Source organism: Halorubrum californiense DSM 19288 (assembly GCF_000336875.1).
In the GTDB taxonomy this organism is placed as follows: domain Archaea; phylum Halobacteriota; class Halobacteria; order Halobacteriales; family Haloferacaceae; genus Halorubrum; species Halorubrum californiense.
Genome location: NZ_AOJK01000004.1, coordinates 1 through 3,520 on the forward strand (window position 1 = coordinate 1; position 3,520 = coordinate 3,520).

Below are 3,520 nucleotides of genomic sequence, written 5' to 3' on the forward strand. Positions count from 1 at the left end.
ATGACAACGAGTTCATCGAGAAGACAGCGGACGGGTATTACCATGCTCGCGCAGACCGCGACGACCTGTACCGGTATCTCGGCGCACTGAAAGGACTGGAGCGAACGTTCGCTGAAACGACGCTACGGATACATCCGAATCAGAGACGAAGACACCGTCCGACGAAGCAGACGAGTTCACTGAGGAGGATATCGAGGAGGTAGTTGATTTTGTCGAGCAAGAGACTGAGGACAACGGCGAGCCGTGACGGAATCTCTCGTGATGGCGATTCTGGGGGTACGTCGAAATTCCTACGAGCACAAGTAGCAGCGACTCGTTATAGTTATGCGCTGTACAGACCACGCTCGGTCAGAATACATCGCTTCCGAAGGATTTGGCTCTGTTGAAATCCTCAGCAGATGACATATTATGGCCCAGTTCCGGTCAATGTAGTGGAACCACTTTTCGGTAGGTACCTTGCTCAATTCGGTGCGCCAAAAGAACAAATAACCGTCTGCTATTACGTCTAAAAGATAATGCCTCCATTTCCCGAACTCCTCCAAAATAGCAATCAGTCTGATAAATTGCGTCAGGCACCCTTTCGTGGTATAACAATGGTAGTGACTGGTACACTTGGGGTAGCTATGATTTCTCCACTGGTGTTAGCTGTGAGTCTAAGAGGGTTTATTGGTAATATGAACTCGCAAAGTTTCGCTGCCGGCCTCATACTTGCGATTATTATAGACTATACACTCGGTCGCCTCACCAGTGATAGCAACCACTGGCCAAAGTTGCCGGGAGGGGTCAGTTCAGGCTATAGGCTTATGTTGGCGTTTGTATCCGGTATAATCGCGTTTGTTATGTCTTTTATCCCCGCCCCCTCATGGGCACCTGCTGTAGCTATCGGCGGAATGCATGCGTTTGCGACTGCGAGTGTCTCCACGCTTATGTTAGGAGGTACTCGCAGTGCTATATGGACGATACGTAAGGTGAAATAAAGATGCCAATCAGTTCGCAGCGTCGTTCAGAATCCCCCTTCGGCGAACGCTTCCTGTGCCTGTTCGTATACCGTCTCTCCACCGTTCGTATAAACTGATGGGAGGTTCACGCGCCGTTTGCGGGTCGTTTCTCCGTCGGTGTAGCTAATAACGAGTCGAGGGCGTGTCAGTCCCTTCATGCCATCCGTTGCAGAGACTTGCTCGATTGTATCAAGTCGAATTCGGTCTGGCGATCGGAACCCGCGTGCGTAATTCACCGCCCAGAGTACGAGCATTGACCCGCCAACCGCAGCGATGTAGAGGAAGCTACCGCCGCGGACCGCGTTGATTACCCACCAGACGCCGATTGGAAACGCAAACATGTATGCGAGAAAGGCACTATTGGACCACCACGTTCCGCGCTGCCAATAATTTCGATAGAGTGACTTAATATACCCCGAAACGACTCTTCGAAGCATACATAATCCTCGGTGAACTGCGCTGTGCCGCGTTTCGTCGGGAACGACTCGATGGAGGGCATAGATTCGCTTCTCCACGTGATTCTGAAAATTGTATCGATGCCGCTCCGCGGGTAGCGGTCAATACGCACTCTTCAGCGAACAACTGTTTCAGACGGGTAGATGTCTGAAGAAGAGGATTTCAACAGTGCCGTTGAGCCGCCTACCACCGGTCTTAACCAACACAGTGATGAAAGATGTACTTGCTGTTGGTTAATATCTCTCTGGCAGCATGTTTCTACTACTGATAGTTACTAGAGGCCTGATTTAGTCAACAGCAAGTCGGCGCTGAGTATATAGCTCGTCGTGCGTACCCGACGTGAGACGATACTGCCCATTCTTTGTTAGGTTTTCCCTAACACTCATTGGAGCAAGGTGCGTCGACACACGTGTGGATGAGCGATGATGTCACCGTACTCGAAGATGAGATCGGAGCCTATGCCGACGGCACTATTGCGCGGGATTCGCGTGCTCTCGGTCCCAACCTCAGACCGGTTCGAGCACGGTGATCGACGTACTGACCCCAACCAATCCCAACCGACGAACCCACACCCGACACCCATGACCCGGACACTCCACGTTCAGATCAAGTCCGCCGACCGTAGCGGCCTTAAAGAGCACCTCGAAGCGATCGACGCCGACGAGGACGTCGAACCCAGCGAGCCGACGCTCTCGATCGAGAACCTCGAAACGTTCGGTCGTGTCTTCCGCTCAACCAACCTCGAACTCTTGGAAGCGATCGTCGAACACGAGCCAAGGAGCATCCGCGAGCTCGCGCGCCTTGTTGACCGGCATCCACCAGAAGTCCTTGAGAACATGAATGAGCTGGCCGACTACGGGCTCGTCAACTCGAAGAGGATGGCCGGGCGAAGCGGCCGGTCGTGTGGTACGACAAGATCGACGCCGACATCCCGCTCACGACTGGGTCGGGACAGGGGCACAACGCGAACGCCTGACCCAGCGAGGATACGCGATGGGCGACGACGTCGATCCCGAGGATCCCCGCCCCGATGGTCACTACCACGCCCACCGCAACGCAGAGTGGTATCACATCGACGGCGACCTTGCGGGGACCATCGCCCTCGGGCCAGCGACCGACGGCGAGCCAGGTGACGACTGGGTGCTCACGCTCTTGGCCGCGACGCCGGACGGCGATCCCGATGCGGCCGAGCGTGTCGCTGTTCGTCTCACGCCGTGGGCGCTCCACGAGCTCTACATCGGCGCACCCGAGGAATTTGCCGAGTGGATCGGGTACTCCGTTGACGAACTTCTGGACGGGGCGGCCGAAACCGGTACCGACACTGCCCAGTCCCCCACCACGGAAGACACGTCGGACACGGACGACTCAGGCGGGTTCTTTTCTCGGCTGTTCGGGGGCTAATCTCGTCGATTCTCTGCTCGGTTTCCACGGGAACTAGACGAGCTGTATCGCTTGCTCGGTCAGTCGGTAGCGATACGCTGGTCGGACAAACACGATCTGCCCGTAATCTTCCGATTTCGTGACTTCTTCAGAGGATTCAATCGCTTCGACAGCCGTATTAAGCCGTTCCACTGGATCCCCCGATCGTAGGAACTCAGTGACTCGCTCCGGTTCGATAGCAAATTCCGCAGCGAGGATACTCCGGATCGTCCGCCCGGCACCATCAGCGACGGCGACAGACGGTGCCGAGGCACGAGCCTGTGGCCCGTCCCGCTCCGCAGCACCTTCAGAAAGCGCTGTGACTTGTAGTTCGTCGTCAATATGTGCGATCAGCGCATCGAGATTCGCTTCCGCCTCCTCACCCACGTTCCCGTTTACAATATCGTCAAGCCGCTCGCTGATCGCGAAGACATCCGGACCAGGTGGCGCGGTCTGAGCAAGCACTCCAGCATCAACAAGGTGGTTCAGTACCGTCCGTGGTTGGTACTCAATGTCGGCATCAAGCGAATCCAGCAGCTCGGTTCGCTTGATACCTTCTTCCTCGGGATCTATCCCTGTAGTGTAGAACGCCTTTGCGACGGTCACCTGATCATCAACGCTGTGGGTATTCCCCTTTCGTTCCCGGA

Annotated in this window: 1 protein-coding gene and 3 pseudogenes; 3 read left to right on the plus strand and 1 reads right to left on the minus strand. The window is 55.5% G+C overall.

The window, feature by feature from the left end; all coding sequences use genetic code 11:
* From C463_RS19425 to C463_RS19510, 3 genes and pseudogenes are all read left to right on the plus strand, one after another.
* Positions 1 to 203, plus strand: a pseudogene (locus tag C463_RS19425) (hypothetical protein); the annotation flags it as partial.
* Positions 204 to 2,035: 1,832 nt separating this feature from the next.
* Positions 2,036 to 2,430, plus strand: a pseudogene (locus tag C463_RS19980) (HVO_A0114 family putative DNA-binding protein).
* 17 nt (positions 2,431 to 2,447) lie between these two features.
* Complete coding sequence (locus C463_RS19510) at positions 2,448 to 2,855, plus strand: hypothetical protein (RefSeq protein WP_008440075.1); 408 nt, start codon at positions 2,448 to 2,450, stop codon at positions 2,853 to 2,855.
* A gap of 33 nt (positions 2,856 to 2,888) precedes the next feature.
* Here the strand turns inward: C463_RS19510 and C463_RS00400 are convergent.
* Positions 2,889 to 3,520 (minus strand): annotated as a pseudogene (locus C463_RS00400) (hypothetical protein); the annotation flags it as partial.

Coding starts and splice junctions, on each gene's coding strand:
- C463_RS19510 (WP_008440075.1), top strand. CDS start 2,448: ATGGGCGACGACGTCGATCCCGAGGATCCCCGCCCCGATGGTCACTAC.